This window comes from Streptomyces sp. CA-111067 (assembly GCF_050956065.1).
In the GTDB taxonomy this organism is placed as follows: Bacteria; Actinomycetota; Actinomycetes; order Streptomycetales; family Streptomycetaceae; genus Actinacidiphila.
Map to the genome: position 1 here is coordinate 6,205,209 of NZ_CP192103.1, position 16,840 is coordinate 6,222,048.

Consider the following 16,840-nt stretch of genomic DNA (forward strand, 5'->3'; position numbering starts at 1 on the left):
GCTGCCGTCACCGGCTCCTCCGTTAATCGCGGCTCACATGGTGGCACGGGCTGCCCGGAGAGAAGGAGGCGGTGCTGGGCTGTCCCCCGTGAGGTGTCGGTCCGATAACAGAGCCGACGGGTGCTCTTATACACCCTTGACACCCCTAAAGGTCTAGGCCAAGCTCCCGGTACTGGTCTAAACCATTAACGGCCAATCCCAGACCCACGAGCAGGACGCGGCTGCGGTGTGCGCTACGGCAGCTGACATTTCGGGCGGTGGGGGGAGTTTCGGGCATCCTGAGGAGGGTGGCATGAAGCGCAAGCTCATCGCAGCGATCGGTGTCGCGGCGGTACTGTCCGGAGTCGCGGCCTGTGGCAGCGACAGCGGCAAGAAGAACGACGACAAGAGCACCAGCAGCTCCACCAACGCCGCAGGTCCGGCCGCCGACTTCAAGGGCAAGACCCTCAACGTCTGGCTGATGAGCGGATCCAACCCTCCCGGGTGGACCAAGGACATCACCGCCGCGTTCCAGAAGCAGTACCCGGGGGCGACGCTCAAGGTCACCGTGCAGCAGTGGGACGGCATCCAGCAGAAGCTGACCACCGCGCTCTCCGAGAGCACCCCGCCGGACGTGATCGAGGTCGGCAACACCCAGACCCCGTACTACGCGGCCACCGGCGGCCTGAAGGACCTCACCAGCGTGAAGTCCGACCTCGGCGGCGACGACTGGCTGCCGTCCCTGAACGGCTCCGCGGTCTACGACGGCAAGCAGTTCGCCGCCCCGTGGTACTTCGCCAGCCGGGTCGTGGTCTACAACAAGAAGATCTGGTCCGCGGCCGGCATCACCACGCCGCCGAAGACCCAGGACGAGCTGTTCACCGACCTCGGCAAGATCCAGGCCAAGGGCACCAAGGACGCCTTCTACCTGCCCGGCCAGGACTGGTACGCCTTCGACGGCATGCTGCTCGACGCGGGCGCCGACCTGGTCAAGAAGGACGGCGACAAGTACACCGCCAACCTGGACACCCCGCAGGCCACCCAGGCGATCAACCTGTACAAGAAGCTCAACTCCTACGGCACCGCGCCCAAGGACAAGGACGAGGCCACCCCGCAGCAGTCCGACGTGTTCGCCAAGGGCGACGTCGGCTCGTTCATCGGGCTGGGCTGGGAGGCGGCCGGCGCCATCGCCAAGAACCCGGCGCTGAAGGACCAGATCGGCTACTTCGCGCTGCCGGGCAAGACCGCGGACAAGACCGCCAGCGTCTTCGTCGGCGGCTCCAACCTGGCGATCTCGCAGAACAGCAAGAACCCCGAACTGGCCCAGGACTTCCTGAAGATGGCCATGTCGGACCAGTTCGAGGGCGAGCTCGCCAAGGAGGGCGGCATCGTCCCGAACAAGGCGGCGCTCAACTCCCAGCTGGCGGGCAACGCGTACGGCACCGTCGCCGCCGCCGCGTCGGCCAACGGCGGTACCACGCCGCTGATCCCGGCCTGGGGCAACGTCGAGAACGCGCCCAACCCGATCAAGACGATCTTCATGACCGGTGTGCTCCAGGGCAAGTCCCCGAGCGACGCCGCCAAGAAGGCCAACTCCGAGATCGACAAGCGGCTCAGCCAGCAGTAGAAGTCCGGCAGTAGCAGTGCCGTAGCAGGTAGGGAGCCGGCGCAGCAGCCGGCCGCAGCACCCCGAGCGGGCCCGCCCGTCCGCCGCCCCCGAGGCGGCGGGCGGGCGGTTGCCCGGCAGAGCGCTCGCAGCGGACAGCACGGAGGAAGAGGGCAGCATGGCCGCGCAGTACAAAGGGACGCAGACCCGTGCCCCCGACCAGGGCGCGGCGGCGCCGGGACCCTCCAGACCCGGTCCGGGCGCCGGTGCCCCGGGCCGCGCGGCCCGCGGCCGGTCGGCCGGCGGCGCGGTGCTGGGCCGGTGGGTGCCGTATCTGCTGATCCTGCCGGCGCTGGTGGCCACCGTCCTGCTGCTCGGCTACCCGCTGGTCAAGAACGTCATCATCTCGTTCCAGACCCTCAACGCGTTCCAGCTGATCCAGCACACCACCGAGTGGAACGGCTTCGGCAACTACAAGGAACAGCTCACCAGCCCCGACTTCTGGCACACCACCGAGCGGTCGATCTTCTTCACCCTGGCCAACGTGACCCTGGTGATGGTCTTCGGCACGCTGGTCGGGCTGCTGCTGCACCGGCTCGGCAAGAAGATGCGGCTGACCCTGTCGATCGCCCTCGTGCTGGCCTGGGCGATGCCGCTGGTGGCCGGCACCACGGTCTACCAGTGGCTGTTCGACACCCGCTACGGCGTCGTCAACTGGGGCCTGAGCAAGCTCGGCTGGCACTCGATGGCCGGCTACAACTGGTTCGGCAGCCAGCTGTCCACGTTCGAGGTCATCACGCTGATGATCGTCTGGCAGTCGATACCCTTCGTGGCGATCGCCCTCTACGGCGGGCTGACCACCATCTCGAACGAGATCTTCGAGGCCGCCAGGATGGACGGCGCCAGCGCCTGGCGCACCTTCACCTCGGTGCTCTTCCCGATGCTCAAGCCGTTCTTCCTGAGCACCACGTTCCTGGAGATCATCTGGATCTTCAAGGCGTTCACCCAGGTCTACGCGCTGAACGCCGGCGGACCTGAGGGGCTGACCGAGACGCTGCCGGTCTACGCGTTCGTCGAGGGCGTCGGCAACCAGCACTACAGCACCGGCGCCACGATCTCGGTGCTGACGATCCTCATCCTGGTCGCCCTGATGTCCTATTACTTCCGCGTCATGTTGAAGCAGGAGGACGAGCTGTGAGGCGCTCCCTGTTCGCCCGGGTGTGGCCCAACGCGGTCGCCCTGGTCCTGGTGGTCTTCTTCGTCTTCCCGGTCTACTGGATGATGACGACGGCGTTCAAGCCGGACCTGGACATCATCGCCACCACCCCGGTGCTGGTGCCGTTCCACGGCACGTTCTCGCACTTCGACAAGGTGGTGCACGCGGCCGGCTTCTGGACGCTGGTCCGCAACAGCTTCGTCGTCACCGTCAGTTCGGTGGTGCTGTCGCTGGTGGTCGCGCTGGCCGCCGCCTTCGCCGTGGCCCGGATGCGGTTCCGCGGGCGCAAGGCGTTCATCCTGATCGTGATGGTCGCGCAGATGGCGCCCTGGGAGGTCATGACGATCTCCGTGTACATGATCGTCCGGGACAGGGACATGCTCAACAGCCTGGTCCCGCTGACGCTCTTCTACATGATGATGGTGCTACCGTTCACGATCTGGACGCTGCGCGGTTTCATCGCTGCCGTGCCGAAGGAACTGGAGGAGTCCGCCCTCATGGACGGCTGCACCAGGTTCCAGGCCTTCACCCGGATCGTGCTGCCGCTGCTGGCCCCGGGGCTGATGTCCACCTCGCTGTTCGGCTTCATCACGGCGTGGAACGAGTTCCCGCTGGTGCTGATCCTGAACAAGGAGAGCGGCCAGACGCTGCCGCTGTGGATCACCGAGTTCCAGACCAACTTCGGTGACGACTGGGGCGCCACCATGGCCGCCTCCAGCCTGTTCACCCTGCCCGTCGTGTTCGTCTTCCTGTTCCTCCAGCGCAGGGCCGTGTCCGGCATGACCGCTGGGGCGGTGAAGGGATGAGCGTCATTTCCACCGACACCCCCGCGCGGACCCTCGCGCGAAACGCGCTCGCCGTCCTGCAGCCCGGCTTCGTCGGCACCACCGCGCCGCAGTGGCTGCTGCGGCAGCTGGCCGAAGGGCTCAGCTCGGTCGGGCTGTTCGCCCGCAACATCGAATCGCCCGCCCAACTGGCCGCGCTCACCGCGCAGTTGCGGGCGGTACGGCCGGACGTGCTGGTCGCCGCCGACGAGGAGGGCGGCGACGTCACCCGGCTCGAAGCGCGCGGCGGCTCGTCCTTCCCCGGCAACCTCGCGCTCGGCGCGGTCGACGACGTCAAGCTGACCCGGGCGGTCGCGGCCGAACTCGGCCGCCGGCTGGCCGCCTGCGGGGTCAACTTCAACTGGGCGCCGTCCGCCGACGTCAACTCCGACCCGGACAACCCGGTGATCGGGGTGCGCTCCTTCGGCGCCGACCCGGACCTGGTCGCCCGCAACACCGCGGCCTACATCGAGGGGTTGCAGTCCGCCGGCGTCGCCGCCTGCGTCAAGCACTTCCCCGGGCACGGCGACACCGCGACCGACTCGCACCACGCGCTGCCCCGGATCGACGTGGACCCGGCCACCTTGCAGGCCCGCGAACTCGTGCCGTTCCGGGCCGCGTTGGCGGCCGGCGCGAAGGTCGTGATGAGCGCGCACATACTGGTGCCCTCGATCGACCCGGAACTGCCCGCCACGCTCAGCGCCGCGGTGCTCACCGGCCTGCTGCGCGCGCCCCGTTCACAGGGCGGCCTCGGCTACGAGGGGCTGATCGTCACCGACGGCATCGAGATGCAGGCCATCGCGGCGACGTACGGGATCGAACGCGGCACGGTGATGGCGCTGGCCGCCGGGGCCGACGCGATCTGCGTCGGCGGCGGGCTCGCCGACGAGGGGACGGTGATCGGGCTGCGCGACGCGATCGTCCGGGCCGTGCAGGACGGCACGCTGCCGGCCGAGCGGCTGGCGGAAGCGGCGGCGCGGGTACGGGAGTTGGCCGCGTGGACGGCCTCCCGGTCGGTCGCCGCGGCCGAGGGTACGGTCGCGAGCGACCCCGACGTCGGCCTGGAGGCCGCCCGGCGGGCGCTGCGGGTGACGCGTACCGACGCCTTCCGGCCGCTCGAACAGCCGCCCTACGTGGCCGCGTTCACGCCGGTGGCGAACATCGCGGTGGGGGAGGAGACGCCGTGGGGCGTCGCCGCCGAGCTCGAACGGATGCTGCCCGGGACCGTGACCGGCACGTTTCGGGCGCGGGACGCGGATCCGGCGGGGGCCGTGCTCGGCGCCGCGGGCGACCGTCCGCTGGTGGTCGTGGTGCGCGACGAGCACCGGCACCCGTGGATGGCGTCGGCCCTCGCGGCCCTGGTGGCCGCGCGCCCCGCGGCGGTGGTGGTCGAGATGGGCGTCCCCCAGGCCCCGCCCTCGGGAGCGCTCCACATCGCCACCCACGGCGCGGCCCGCGTCTGCGGCGAGGCGGCGGCCGAGGCCATCACCTCCCCGCCTGCGGCGAGCTAGCGAGGCCCCCGGCCGCCGGGGCCCCGACCCGCTGTGGGTCCCCGGCCGGCGGCCGGCTGCGCTCACGGCATCTTCCCACCCACCCACCCGTGCACCTCGGGCGTCGCCCGGTCCCGGGGTGGGTGGGTTCTCTCCGCCCGGGGCGTCTGCCCGGTGGGCCGGTTGCGCTCGCCGCTTCTTCCCGCCCGCCCACGTGTGCCTCGGGCATCGCACCCAGGCTTAATCAGCCCGTCCGGCGATTGAGGACAGAAGGGCGGGCGGGGGAGAACCTACAGGCCCTGCCAGGCGGGCTTGGCCGCGTACGTGGCGCGGAAGTACGGGGCCAGCTTCAGCTTGGAGGCGGCGGCCTCGTCCACCACCACCGTCGCGTGCGGGTGCAGCTGGAGCGCCGAGGCGGGGACCACCGCCGCGATCGGGCCCTCGACGGTCTGGGCGACCGCCTCCGCCTTGCCCTCGCCGGTGGCGAGCAGCACCAGGTGCCGCGCCTCCAGGATCGTGCCGATCCCCTGCGTGATCACGTGGTGCGGCACCTGCGCGATGTCCCCGTCGAAGAACCTCGCGTTGTCCACCCTGGTCTGCTCGGTGAGCGTCTTGATCCGCGTCCGCGACGCCAGCGACGAGCACGGCTCGTTGAACCCGATGTGCCCGTCCGTGCCGATCCCGAGCAGCTGGAGGTCCACCCCGCCGGCCGCGGCCAGCGCCGCGTCGTAGTCGGCGCAGGCGCCGAGGATGTCGTCGGCGGCCCCGTCGGGGCCCATGAAGGACTCGACGGACAGCCCCAGCGGCTCGACGACCTCGCGCAGCACCACCGAGCGGTACGACTCCGGGTGCCCGGTGGGCAGCCCCACGTACTCGTCCAGCTGGCAGACCCGCGCCCGGGTCGCGTCCACCGAGCCGGCCCGTACCCTCGCGGCCAGCGCCTCGTAGACCGGGAGCGGGGTCGAGCCGGTGGCCACCCCGAGCAGCGCGTCCGGCTTGCGGCGCAGCAGCGCGCTCATGGCCTCGGCGATGATGTCGCCGCCTGCCGCGGCGTCCGGGACGATGACAACTTCCACGCTGGGCCTGCCGTTCTGGAGAGGTCACGTATGGTATAGACCAATCTAGCAGAGCGTGCGGGGCCGCGGGACCTGTGTTCGACTGGGACGACGGGCAGGTTGCGGGACACTCCGGCGGCCGGCGGTGCGGCGCCGTGCCGTACGGCCGGAGGGAGGCAGGCGGCGGTGGGCGGTGGACCTGGCTGGATCATGGCGGGCGAGATGGCCGAGCAGCCGGGCGTGCTGCGCCGGCTGCTGACCGAGGGCGCGCCGCAGATCAGCCGCACCGCCGAGCGGATCGCCGCCAGGCGCCCGCGTTTCGTGCTGCTGAGCGCCCGCGGCACCTCCGACCACGCCGCGCTCTACGCGAAGTACCTCACCGAGATCAGGCTCGGACTGCCCTGCGGGCTGACCTCGATGTCCACCACGACGGCGTACGGGGCCGAGCCGCGGCTCGCCGACGTCCTGCTGGTCACCGTCAGCCAGTCCGGCGGGTCGCCGGACCTGGTGGCGTCCACCGAGGCGGCCAGGAAGGCCGGGGCGATCACCCTGGCGGTCACCAACAACGCGGACTCGCCGCTCGCGGAGGTCTCGGAGTTCCACATCGACATGCTGGCCGGCCCGGAGAAGGCGCTGCCGGCGACCAAGACGTACACCGCGGAGCTGCTGGCGCTGTACCTCTTCGTGGCGGGCATGCGCGGCGAGCAGGGCGCGGAGGCCGAGCCGCTGCCGGACCTGGCGGCGCAGGTGCTCGAACGGGACGAGGACGTACGGCGGCTGGCCGGCCGCTACCGGTTCGCCGAGCGGATGGTGATCACCTCGCGCGGGTACGGCTACCCGACCGCGAAGGAGGCGGCGCTGAAGCTGATGGAGACCAGCTACATCCCCGCGCTCGCCTACTCGGGCGCCGACCTGCTGCACGGCCCGCTGGCCATGGTGGACAACATCTCGCCGGTGATCGCGATCGTCACCGAGGGCCGCGGCGGCCTGGCCCTGCAACCGGTCCTGGACCGGCTGCGCGGCCGCGGCGCGGACCTGGTGGTGGTCGGCCCCGAGGCCCAGGTAGCGGCGGCCTCCGCGGGCTTCGTCCTGCCCACCGAGGGCGTCCCGGAGGCGCTGCAGCCCGTCCTGGAGATCCTGCCGCTGCAGAAACTGGCCTGGGAGGTCACCCTCGCCCGCGGCCAGGACCCGGACGTCCCCCGAGCGATAGCGAAGATCACCGAGACCCACTGACCGCGGGGCCGCCGGACGGTCCCGCGCCCGCGGGCGGCGCGAGCCCGTCGAGCAGGACGGTCAGCAGCGGGTCGCCGGGCCGCGCGCCCGGCCGGCAGACGCCCACGTTCAGCACCGCGATCACCTCGTCCGCCGTGAGGTCGGAGCGCAGGCCGCCCTCCCGCTGGGCGCCGCGCACCAGTTCGGCGAACGCCGCGTCGCTCTGGGCGATGAGCGCGGCCAGCCGGGGATCGGACCCGGTGTCCACCGACAGGGACTTCGTCAGCGCCAGCGGCAGGCTGACGCAGTGCCCGACGACCTCGAACAGCACCTCGCGGCGGGCCGGCACGGGGTCGGCGGCGGCGGTACGGGCGAAGGCCACCAGATCCGCCAACGCGTCGATCGCGATGTGTTCGAGCAGCCCCTGCCGGTCGGGGAAGTGCCGGTAGAGCGCGCCGACGCTGAGTCCGGCCGCCCGGGCGATCTCCTCCATCGACGCCTCGGCGCCGCGCGCGGTGAACGTGTCGAGCGCGGCGGCGACGATCCGCTCCCGGTTGCGCAGTGCGTCGGCTCGCACGCCCGACTCCTTCCCTCGTCGACCGGTTCCCCCGCCAGGCGGCCAACATGAATCCTGGCTTCATCTTACGGTAGCCTCAGGACTAGAAGGTGAATCGGAAATTCATGTTAAGCGCGCGCCGGAAAGACGACCTGAAAGACCTGGAGGGGCCATGCGGATCGGGCTGTACGTCAGCGGTGAGCCGAGCGTCGAGGGGGCGGTGGAACGGGTCAGGGCGGCGGCCGGGGCCGGCCTCGACAGCGTCTACTTCAGCCAGATATTCGGCTGGGACGCGCTGACGGTGGTGGCGCTGGCCGGGCACCAGGTGCCGGGCATCGACCTGGGCACGGCCGTGGTGCAGACCCAGCCCCGGCACCCGGTCGCGCTGGCCGGGCAGGCGCTCACCACCCAGGCCGCCACCGGCAACCGGCTGACGCTCGGCGTCGGACCGAGCCACCGGGCGCTGATCGAGGGCTCATTCGGGCTGTCCTACGACCGCCCGGCCCGGCACGTGCGCGAGTACCTGGAGGTGCTGCTGCCGCTGCTGCGCGGCGAGCAGGCGGACCACCGGGGCGAGGCGCTGCGGGTGACGGCCCGGATCGAGGCGGCCGGAGCGGAGCCGCCGCCGGTGCTGCTGTCCGCGCTCGGGCCGGTGATGCTGGGCATCGCGGGCGAGCTGGCCGACGGGACGGTGACCACCTGGGCCACCCCGCCGGTGATCGCCGACCACGTCAAACCGCGGCTGGACGCCGCGGCCACGGCGGCGGGCCGCCCGGCGCCGAGGATCGTGTGCGGCGTCACGGTGAGCGTCACCGACCGCCCGGAGGCCGTACGCCGGGAAGTGGCCGAGGCGATGCGCGGAGTCTCCGACCTGCCCGCCTACCGCGCGCTGCTGGACCGGCAGAAACTGAGCGGCGTCCACGAGACGGCGCTGATCGGCGACGAGGACGAGGTGGTCGCCGGCCTGCGCGCCTTCGCCGAGGCCGGCACCACCGAAGTGCTGGCCGGCATCGCCGGCGACCCGGCGGAGTACGCCAGGACCCTCGCGCTGCTCGCCGACCTGCGGCGGGTCTGAGGGCCCGGAGGCGCGAGACCGGCAAGGGGAAGGAAACCACTACGGGCCGCGGTGCCGGGAGAGGACCCTCAGCCTCTCCAGCACCGCAGCCCGGAGCTGACGCCGACGCCGTGGCCGGCGGGTGTGCGGTGCCCGCAGGCCCGATAGGGCCGGCCCTGAGGCGGCGGCGTAGTCAGGGCAGAGAACGCCGGGCCTCGATCCGTCCTCCTGTGCGGGGAGAACGGAAGCCAATGGTTCAATTGTGGACTAGACCAATACCGGTTGTCCATGGCTACGCCACGGATTCTGTTCCCGATATCGGCCGCGCATTCGCCTGACCGGCCGGACGGTACGCTCACAGGCGTGCCCTCCATGAACGACCTCGTACGCGAGCACACGGCCCTTGACGACTCCGACCTCGAATGGCTCCACCTGCTGGTCTCGGAGTGGCAGCTGCTGTCCGACCTGTCATTCGCCGACCTGGTGCTGTGGGTGCCCACCCGGGACGGCACGCGCTACGTCTCGGTGGCCCAGATGCGGCCCAACACCGGCCCCACCTCCTACCAGGACGACATGGTCGGCCACCTGGTTCCGCGCGGCCGCCGCCCGCTGCTGGACGCGGCCCTCGACGAGGGCCGGATCGTCCGGGAGGGCGACCCGGAGTGGCGCGAGGAGGTGCCGGTACGGGTCGAGTCCATCCCGGTGCGCCGGGACGGCCGGGTGCTCGGGGTGATCAACCGCAACACCAACCTGCTCACCGTGCGCACTCCCAGCCGGCTGGAGCTCACCTACCTGCAGAGCGCCTCGGACCTGGCGCAGATGATCGCGGCCGGCTCCTTCCCGTTCCCCGCCGAGCAGGTGGACATGGACGCCTCGCCGCGGGCCGGCGACGGCCTGGTCAGGCTGGACGCCGACGGCGTGGTGCAGTACGCCAGCCCCAACGCGCTGTCCGCCTACCACCGGCTCGGCCTGGCCACCGACCTGGTCGGCCAGCACCTGGGCGAGGCCACCGCCGAACTGGCCCCGGCCCGCGGCCCGGTGGACGAGGCTCTGGTCAAACTGGCCAGCGGCTGGGCGCCGCGGGAGTTCGAGGTGGAGGGCGGCGACGGGGTGATCCAGCTGCGCTCCATCCCGCTCAAACCCAAGGGCGTGCACACCGGCTCGCTGGTGCTGCTCCGGGACGTCACCGAACTGCGCCGCCGCGAGCGCGAGTTGATCACCAAGGACGCCACCATCCGGGAGATCCACCACCGGGTGAAGAACAACCTCCAGACGGTGGCGGCGCTACTGCGGCTCCAGGCCCGCCGGATGGACTCCGAGAGCGCCAGGGAGGCGCTGGAGGAGGCGGTACGGCGGGTCGGGTCGATCGCCATCGTGCACGAGACGCTGTCCCAAACGCTGGACGAGCGGGTGGAGTTCGACGAGATCGCCGACCGGGTGCTGTCGATGGTGGCGGAGATCTCACCCGGCCGGGTCATTCCGCGGCGCAGCGGCCGGTTCGGCGAGCTGACCGCGGTGGTGGCCACCCCGCTGTCGATGGTGCTCACCGAACTCCTGCAGAACGCGCTCGAACACGGCTTCGGGCCGGGGGAGTCGGGCACGGTGGACGTCACCGCCAGCCGTGGCCGGGAGCTGCTCACCATCACCGTCCAGGACGACGGGCGCGGCCTCCCGCCGGGCTTCGACGCCCAGTTGACCGGCAACCTCGGCCTGCAGATCGTCCGCACGCTGGTCGTCAGCGAGCTGTCCGGCACGTTCGACATGGTCCCGGCGCCGGAGCGGGGCACCCGGGTGATCCTCGAACTCCCGTTGGAGGCATGACAGTTCAGCGCGCACAAAAAGGCCCCGTACCGTCGTTGGTACGGGGCCTCTCAGTGCGTTGCTTCGTTGCTGCGCGTTGTGGTGAGTGCTGCGCGCTGCGGCTCGGGGGGAAGTTTTTTACGTCAGGCGCTGGCGTTACGGGCCCGGTTGCGGGCGGCGCGGCGCTTCATCGCGCGGCGCTCGTCCTCGCTGAGGCCACCCCAGACACCGGCGTCCTGGCCGCTCTCCAGCGCCCACTGCAGGCACTGGTCCATGACGGGACAGCGGCGGCAGACGGCCTTGGCTTCCTCGATCTGCAGCAGCGCAGGACCGGTGTTGCCGATGGGGAAGAAGAGCTCGGGGTCTTCCTCGCGGCAAACGGCGCGGTGACGCCAGTCCATGGCTGCTCCAACTCCTTGTGTGACAAGCACGTTGCTTGTGAATGTGAACGCTTTCACGAATCCCTACACAGCGAACGGGACGCCGCCCCAGCCGTGTCGACTGGCGCTGTCCCGCTGGTGTGATGTGGTGGGTTCGGGCTCTCAAGGGGGCCGTATGTCCGGCCGTCCCGATCGCCACCTAGAGACTCGCAAACCTCGGCTGGAGATACAACCCCTTCAGGAAAGTTTTTTTGGATTCCTCGGTGTCGCCTCGATCACAGCCGTACTTCCATGGGGTGCAGGGCAGTCTAAACGTTCGAGTAAAAGGACTTTAGGCTCTTCGACTTACACAATCACACGCAGTGCACGGCGTACGCCTGTGAAGGTCGCGCTCGTTCGCAGTCCCAGGTGGTCACCGTCCACCTGGAAGGGCAGTGGCGCCTGCGATTGCAAGGTGAAGTCCGTCAGATCGTGCAGCGTCAACGCGTTCTTTCCTGTGAGCCCGCGCTCCGGAGTGGAACGCAGTAGCTGCGTCGCGTAACGGGTCGCGGACATCGTGGACATCTTGCGGACGGCCAGCAGGTCAAGGGCGGTGTCGAAGGACGCCTCGGGGGAGGCGTACACCGGCCGGTTGCCGAGATACGTCCAGGGCGCGGTGTTGCAGACTATCGCCATCGTCAGGCCGCTCTGCGGATCCTGCTCCGGCTGCTCCAGCGTGATCGTGCCGTGCCGGCGGTGCGGGTCGGCGAGGAACTGCCGGGCCACCTGGCGCAGATACAGCGCGTGCGTGGACCGTTTGCCCAACTCCCGCTGCTGCTCGACCCGTCCGACCACACCGGCATCGAACCCCAGGCCCGCGCAGAAGGTGAACCAGCGGGACGGCACGCCCTCGTCCTCGGTGCCCTCGGTGCCGCTCACCAGGCCGAGGCCGACGGTCCGCGAGGAGTCCGCGCGCAGCGCGTCCAGCAGCGCGCCGGTCGCCTCCACCGGATCGTTGGGCAGCCCGAGCGCCCGCGCGAAGACGTTGGTCGAGCCGCCGGGCACCACCGCGAGCCGGGGCAGGCCGTCCGGATCGGGGCCGTGGTGCAGCAGGCCGTTGACCACCTCGTTGACGGTGCCGTCGCCGCCGAGCGCGACGACCACCCGCACCTCGCCGCTCTCGGCGGCCCGGCGGGCGAGGTCGCGGGCGTGGCCGCGGTACTCGGTGGTGGCGACCTCCAGCTTGAGGTCGCTGGACAGCGCGGTACCGATCACCTCACGCACCCGCGCACTGGTGGTGGTGGCGGCAGGATTGACCACGAGGAGAGCGCGCATACTCGACAGCGTACCTACCGTCTGGTACGGCGGGCTACGCTGGCTGGTGTGACCGAGCCCCGGAAGACCCCGCAGAAGACGGCGCGGAGCGGCCAGAAGCGCCCGCGCAAGCCGCCGCCGCAGCGGCTGGTGCAGAAGATGCAGAAAGTGGTGCCGCCGGTCAGGGAGCAGCTCGCGGAGCAGCCCGAGACGCCCGCTGAGCCGGCCGTCCCGGCCGGGCCCGCCCCGGCGCGGCTGACGGCCGCGGCCGTGGCCTCCGGTCTCGAAGGGCTCGGGGTGGCCGCCTGGGCCGTCACGATGCTCTCCACGGGCAGCCGCAACGGGATCCTGGGCGGCCTGCTGGTCCTGCTGCTCGCGGCGATCCCGCTGGCCGCGGCCTACGGGCTGCGCCAGGTACGCCGCTGGAGCCGCGGCCCGGCGCTGATCATCCATCTGCTGGGGCTGCCGGTGGCGTGGTCCATGCTGCACAGCGACACGGGCGGGATCGTCGCCTCCGGCGCGGCCCTGACGGCGGTCTCCCTGGCCGGCCTCGTCCTCCTGGTCCACCCGGCCACCACCGACGCCCTGGGCATCCGCCGCACCGCCTCCAACTAACCCCGGCCGGGGTTGCGCCCCGTAGGGACCGCCCCGGCATCACCAGGGGCGCGGGGAACTGCGCGACAAGCCACCGACAGTGGCGCGCCTTACCACCGGCCCGAAGGGGCTGGTCCTGTCGTTTCCCGGCCTCCCCCAACCTTCGGCCGGGGGTGCCCCCAGGCCGGTGGATGGCTGAGCGCGCAGTTCCCCGCGCCCCCGGGGTAACCGGGGCAGACCCCGCGCCCCTGGTGGAGCCGGGTACACGCCGGGCGCGCGGGGATGGCGGGTGCGGGCCGCAGGCTGTTACTCCTCGATGAGGAGCTTGTCGCGCAACTGCGCCAGGGTGCGGGCCAGGAGGCGGGAGACGTGCATCTGGGAGATGCCGACCTCCTGGGCGATCTGGGACTGGGTCATGTTGCCGAAGAAGCGCAGCAGCAGGATCGTCTTCTCCCGGGGCGGCAGCTGCTCGAGCAGCGGCTTGAGCGACTCCCGGTACTCGACGCCCTCCAGCGCCTCGTCCTCGGAACCGAGCGTGTCGGCGACCGCCGGCGACTCGTCGTCGGTGTCGGGCACGTCGAGCGACAGCGTGCTGTACGCGTTGGCCGACTCAAGGCCCTCGAGCACCTCCTCCTCGGAGATCTTCAGGTGCTCCGCCAGCTCGTGCACGGTCGGCGCCCGGCCGTGCCGCTGGGACAGCTCGCCGGTCGCCGTGGTGAGCGCGAGCCGCAGCTCCTGGAGCCGGCGCGGCACCCGTACCGCCCAGCCCTTGTCCCTGAAGTGACGTTTGATCTCACCGACCACGGTCGGTGTCGCGTACGTGGAGAACTCCACCCCGCGGTCGACGTCGAACCGGTCGACGGACTTGATCAGGCCGATCGTCGCCACCTGGGTCAGGTCGTCGAGCGGCTCGCCGCGGTTGCGGAACCGCCTGGCCAGGTGCTCGACCAGCGGCAGGTGCATCCGCACCAGCTGGTTGCGCAGCTCGGCGCGCTCCGGGGAGCCGTCGGGCAGCGTGCTGAGCCGGACGAAGAGCGCGCGGGCGCCCGCCCGGTCGTGCGGGTCGGGCCGCTCCGGCAGTTCCTCCTCCGGCTGCGGCTGAGCCGCCTCCGGCCGGTCCTGCCCGGGCTGGGGCTCGGGCTGAGCCGGCGCGTCCTGCCCGGGCCCGGTCGCCCGGGCCGCCGGCTCTTCCGCCGCCTGCCGGTGCTCCGCCTGCTGGTCCTGATCCATCGGGTCCGCCTGCTCCGCCGCGTCCGTCACTTCCATGGGGGTCTCCCGGCGGGCCGTCCCGCCGGGCTCGGGATGCGGCCGGGCTCCGGGGCCGGCCGGATGCCGCTCCGGTTGCTGTGCCGGTACGGAGGCGCGGCCTCGTACCGCGGGCACGTCGTCGTGCCCCGCGGGCGTGCCCGGGTTGTCGTCCCGGGACAGCTCAGCACTCATGGCGTCTTCCCCGTCACATCCACCGGCCCCAGCCTCACGACAGCCCTGGAACGGCGCCGCGCTTCTTGTGCAGACTGATGCTGACCGTCTTGTCCTCCGCCACCGTGGAGTCCACCTCGCCGGCCAGTGCGGAGAGCACCGTCCAGGCGAAGGTGTCGCGCTCCGGGGCCCGGCCGTCCGTCGTGGGCGCCGAGACGGTCACCCACAGCGAATCCCCGACCAGCCGGAAGACACAGCTGAGGACGGAGCCGGGCACGGCCTGCTGGAGCAGGATCGCGCAGGCCTCGTCCACGGCGATCCGCAGATCCTCGATCTCGTCGAGTGTGAAGTCGAGCCGGGCCGCGAGTCCGGCCGTGGCCGTCCGCAGCACCGACAGATACGCCCCCGCAGCGGGCAGCCGGACCTCGACGAAGTCCTTTGACACGGGCTCGCCTGCGATCTGGGACACCCTCACCTCCAAGGTGGCACACAGTGATTGCTCTGGTTCGCAGCGACGCTATCGCGATCCGCGCCCTGATGTCGCCCGGACGGAGCACGGTCGCCGCGACGGGTGAACGGTCGTAGGGGTCGATCAGGGCGGATTCCCGCCGTTTCGCTGTCACCCATGGTAAGCGCACGGGTACGTTACGTGCGCCGGACGGGCGGGTCTCAATTCGCATGCGTGTGCGTCCGGTTCGGCGCGTCGGGGCTGCCGGCGGGGTCGCCGGCGAGTGCCGCCAGGGCGGTCAGCGCCGGTCCCGACAGGCGCTGCACGGTCCACTCGTCCTGCGGCAGGGCGCCGATGGAGCGGTAGACGCCGAGCGCCTTCTCGTTCCAGTCGAGGACGGTCCACTCGAAGCGGGACCAGCCGTTGCGTACGCAGATCGCGGCGAGTTCGGCCAGCAGCGCCTTGCCGTGGCCGGCGCCGCGGGCCTGCGGGCGCACGTACAGGTCCTCCAGGTAGAGCCCGGCGGTGCCGGTCCAGGTGGAGAAGTTGCGGAACCACACGGCGATGCCGGCCGCCGAGCCGTCGTCGCCCTCCGCGACCAGCGCGTGCGCGACCGCGTCCAGCCCGAACAGCGCCTCGTGCAGCTGCTCCTCGGTGGCCCGGGCCTCGGCCGGGGCCTTCTCGTACGCGGCCAGTTCGCGGATCAGGGCGCGGATGACGGGGACGTCGGCGGGCGTCGCGGCGCGGATCATGTCTTTAGATTACGTTCGGACGATGTGAGAGGTGTAAGGCGGGCGGTCGCGTCTCACTGCGTGAGCGGCGAGGCGTGCGGGCCAAGGGGCCCGAAGGGGCGCGGGGAACTGCGTGACCGGCCACAGCGGACCCGCGTCCTCGCCTCGTGCCGGCGGCTAGCCCGTGATCACCGCTGCTACCCGCGTCCCCGTGCGGAACGCTCGCGCCTCGGCCAGGGCGAAGACCCCGAAGAGCATCTTCGCCACGTAGACCCGGTCGACCGGGCGGCCGAGCAGGCCGCCGTGCCGGGCGTCGAAATCCGCGGCGAAGGCGTCGAGCTCCGCCGACGTCCTGGCGTAACCGCCGTGCTGGAAGCCGTCCTCCACCCGCCACCGGCCGCGGAGGCCGCCGAACGCGGCCTCCTGGAGGCGCAGCACCTCGGCGGGGAGGAAGCCGCCGCGCAGCACGGCGAAGCCGATCGCCTCCGGGCCGCCGGCGAGGCCCGCCGCCAGGCCGGCCAGGGTGCCGCCGGTGCCGCACGGGACGGCCACCACGTCGGCGGACGTGCGCAGTTCGCGGCCGAGGTCCGCGCAGCCCCGGGCGGCCAGCGCGTTGGAGCCGCCCTCGGGCAGCACGTAGGCGGGGCCGTGCCGGGCCAGCAGGGCGGCCAGGACGGCCGGGTCGGTCTTGCGGCGGTAGGTGGCACGGTCCACGAAGTCCAGCCGCATGCCATCGGCCGCCGCGCGGGCCAGCGAGGGGTTGAGCGGGCGGCCGGCCAGCTCGTCGCCGCGCACCACGCCGACCGTCCGCAGGCCGAGCAGCCGCCCCGCCGCGGCCGTAGCCCGCAGGTGGTTGGAGTACGCGCCGCCGAACGTCAGCAGCGTGTCGTGGCCGGCCTCGACCGCCGCGTCGAGATTGAGCCGCAGCTTGCGGTACTTGTTGCCCGGCAGGTCCGGGTGGATCAGGTCGTCCCGCTTGAGCAGCAGCCGCACCCCGTGCCGGGCCAGCCGGTCGTCCGCCGCCTCCTGGAGCGGGGACGGCGGGACGGGGGCGATACGGCGGCTCACCCGTTCATTGTCACCCGCACGGGTGACACCCGGCGCGGGAACGCCGGCGGGCAACCGGAGCGCGGGATTCTGCCACCCCGGGTCCCAGAAGGCTGATTCACGGTGCATGCTTCAT

16 protein-coding genes are annotated in these 16,840 nt (G+C 71.7%); 8 read left to right on the forward strand and 8 right to left on the reverse strand.

Features of this window, described 5'->3' with window-relative positions:
* The first annotated feature begins 292 nt into the window (after nucleotides 1-292).
* The 4 genes from ACQPW6_RS27495 (at nucleotide 293) to ACQPW6_RS27510 (ending at nucleotide 5,136) form a co-directional block, all read left to right on the forward strand.
* Nucleotides 293-1,606, forward strand: coding sequence for an extracellular solute-binding protein (locus tag ACQPW6_RS27495; protein WP_433892364.1), 1,314 nt, complete (start codon nucleotides 293-295; stop codon nucleotides 1,604-1,606).
* Between the two features lie 157 nt (nucleotides 1,607-1,763).
* Nucleotides 1,764-2,783 carry a carbohydrate ABC transporter permease gene (locus ACQPW6_RS27500; protein WP_433892365.1) on the forward strand — a complete coding sequence of 340 codons (1,020 nt, stop codon included), beginning with the start codon at nucleotides 1,764-1,766 and terminating at the stop codon, nucleotides 2,781-2,783.
* A complete protein-coding gene (locus ACQPW6_RS27505; protein WP_433892366.1) occupies nucleotides 2,780-3,607 on the forward strand; it encodes a carbohydrate ABC transporter permease in 828 nt (275 codons plus the stop codon). The genes ACQPW6_RS27500 and ACQPW6_RS27505 overlap by 4 nt, the downstream gene beginning before the upstream one ends.
* Nucleotides 3,604-5,136, forward strand: a complete 1,533-nt coding sequence (locus ACQPW6_RS27510; RefSeq protein ID WP_433892367.1) for a glycoside hydrolase family 3 protein — start codon at nucleotides 3,604-3,606, stop codon at nucleotides 5,134-5,136. The genes ACQPW6_RS27505 and ACQPW6_RS27510 overlap by 4 nt, the downstream gene beginning before the upstream one ends.
* A gap of 269 nt (nucleotides 5,137-5,405) precedes the next feature.
* Here ACQPW6_RS27510 and nagB read toward each other — a convergent pair whose 3' ends face one another.
* Nucleotides 5,406-6,191, reverse strand: a complete 786-nt coding sequence (gene nagB, locus ACQPW6_RS27515; protein ID WP_433892368.1) for a glucosamine-6-phosphate deaminase — start codon at nucleotides 6,189-6,191, stop codon at nucleotides 5,406-5,408.
* Nucleotides 6,192-6,380: 189 nt separating this feature from the next.
* Here nagB and ACQPW6_RS27520 point away from each other — a divergent pair, with 189 nt between their 5' ends.
* Nucleotides 6,381-7,403, forward strand: coding sequence for an SIS domain-containing protein (locus ACQPW6_RS27520; protein ID WP_433894683.1), 1,023 nt, complete (start codon nucleotides 6,381-6,383; stop codon nucleotides 7,401-7,403).
* On the opposite strand, the gene ACQPW6_RS27525 is transcribed toward ACQPW6_RS27520, so the two are convergent.
* Entirely contained in the window at nucleotides 7,387-7,959 is a 573-nt protein-coding gene (locus ACQPW6_RS27525) for a TetR/AcrR family transcriptional regulator (protein WP_433892369.1), read from the reverse strand. The genes ACQPW6_RS27520 and ACQPW6_RS27525 overlap by 17 nt on opposite strands.
* 151 nt (nucleotides 7,960-8,110) lie before the next feature.
* On the opposite strand from ACQPW6_RS27525, the gene ACQPW6_RS27530 reads away from it, so the two are divergent.
* Together ACQPW6_RS27530 and ACQPW6_RS27535 are read left to right on the forward strand one after the other, a co-directional pair.
* On the forward strand, nucleotides 8,111-9,013 hold the full coding sequence (locus tag ACQPW6_RS27530; RefSeq protein WP_433892370.1) for a TIGR03564 family F420-dependent LLM class oxidoreductase: 903 nt from the start codon (nucleotides 8,111-8,113) through the stop codon (nucleotides 9,011-9,013).
* Between the two features lie 351 nt (nucleotides 9,014-9,364).
* Nucleotides 9,365-10,813 carry a sensor histidine kinase gene (locus ACQPW6_RS27535; protein ID WP_433894684.1) on the forward strand — a complete coding sequence of 483 codons (1,449 nt, stop codon included), beginning with the start codon at nucleotides 9,365-9,367 and terminating at the stop codon, nucleotides 10,811-10,813.
* Between the two features lie 122 nt (nucleotides 10,814-10,935).
* Here ACQPW6_RS27535 and ACQPW6_RS27540 read toward each other — a convergent pair whose 3' ends face one another.
* Entirely contained in the window at nucleotides 10,936-11,193 is a 258-nt protein-coding gene (locus ACQPW6_RS27540) for a WhiB family transcriptional regulator (RefSeq protein ID WP_037913060.1), read from the reverse strand.
* A gap of 324 nt (nucleotides 11,194-11,517) precedes the next feature.
* Complete coding sequence (locus ACQPW6_RS27545) at nucleotides 11,518-12,486, reverse strand: diacylglycerol/lipid kinase family protein (protein WP_433892371.1); 969 nt, start codon at nucleotides 12,484-12,486, stop codon at nucleotides 11,518-11,520.
* Nucleotides 12,487-12,534: 48 nt separating this feature from the next.
* Here ACQPW6_RS27545 and ACQPW6_RS27550 point away from each other — a divergent pair, with 48 nt between their 5' ends.
* Nucleotides 12,535-13,080 carry a hypothetical protein gene (locus ACQPW6_RS27550; protein ID WP_433892372.1) on the forward strand — a complete coding sequence of 182 codons (546 nt, stop codon included), beginning with the start codon at nucleotides 12,535-12,537 and terminating at the stop codon, nucleotides 13,078-13,080.
* 285 nt (nucleotides 13,081-13,365) lie between these two features.
* On the opposite strand, the gene ACQPW6_RS27555 is transcribed toward ACQPW6_RS27550, so the two are convergent.
* From ACQPW6_RS27555 to ACQPW6_RS27570, 4 genes are all read right to left on the reverse strand, one after another.
* A complete protein-coding gene (locus ACQPW6_RS27555) occupies nucleotides 13,366-14,499 on the reverse strand; it encodes a SigB/SigF/SigG family RNA polymerase sigma factor (RefSeq protein ID WP_433892373.1) in 1,134 nt (377 codons plus the stop codon).
* A gap of 34 nt (nucleotides 14,500-14,533) precedes the next feature.
* Nucleotides 14,534-14,947, reverse strand: coding sequence for an anti-sigma regulatory factor (locus tag ACQPW6_RS27560; protein ID WP_433892374.1), 414 nt, complete (start codon nucleotides 14,945-14,947; stop codon nucleotides 14,534-14,536).
* Nucleotides 14,948-15,147: 200 nt separating this feature from the next.
* Nucleotides 15,148-15,678 carry an N-acetyltransferase family protein gene (locus ACQPW6_RS27565; RefSeq protein ID WP_433892375.1) on the reverse strand — a complete coding sequence of 177 codons (531 nt, stop codon included), beginning with the start codon at nucleotides 15,676-15,678 and terminating at the stop codon, nucleotides 15,148-15,150.
* Nucleotides 15,679-15,834: 156 nt separating this feature from the next.
* Nucleotides 15,835-16,833, reverse strand: a complete 999-nt coding sequence (locus ACQPW6_RS27570; protein ID WP_433892376.1) for a 1-aminocyclopropane-1-carboxylate deaminase/D-cysteine desulfhydrase — start codon at nucleotides 16,831-16,833, stop codon at nucleotides 15,835-15,837.
* Nucleotides 16,834-16,840 lie beyond the last annotated feature (7 nt).